The sequence below is a fragment of the Nocardia acididurans genome (genome assembly GCF_016741815.1).
Lineage (GTDB): Bacteria > Actinomycetota > Actinomycetes > Mycobacteriales > Mycobacteriaceae > Nocardia > Nocardia acididurans.
Genome location: NZ_JAERRJ010000071.1, coordinates 1 through 354, shown reverse-complemented (window position 1 = coordinate 354; position 354 = coordinate 1). Strand labels below are relative to the sequence as shown.

Here is a 354-nt window from a genome sequence, read left to right as displayed (position 1 = left end):
GAGGGATAGGGCACCACAGCCGGTGGAACGGCTGCCATCACTGCATCGACAGAATCCAGCACCGCCACCTGCGAGTCGATCGACTCGAGAACCGATTGAACACGCGTCAGCAGCTGCGTGGTCGTCACCAGCACCGTGGGCGTCGAATCGGTGAGAACGAAACCGATTCGCTCTGCCGGATGAGCCACATCGATCGGCACGTACGCCGCACCGACCTTCAACACCGCCAGGATCGTGGCGACCGCCATCTCCGAGCGCGGCAACAGCACGCACACTCGATCGCCTACGGCAACACCTTGCTCCAGCAAAAGCCCGGCCAGCCGATCGGATGCCTCGTCGAGTTCCCGGTAGGTC

The 354-nt window shown here is 63.3% G+C and carries 1 protein-coding gene; it reads right to left on the bottom strand.

What is annotated here, in order from left to right:
* The coding region (locus tag JK358_RS38840; RefSeq protein WP_232852628.1) for an AMP-binding protein at window positions 1-308 on the bottom strand (308 nt) is incomplete at its 3' end.
* Window positions 309-354: the final 46 nt, after the last annotated feature.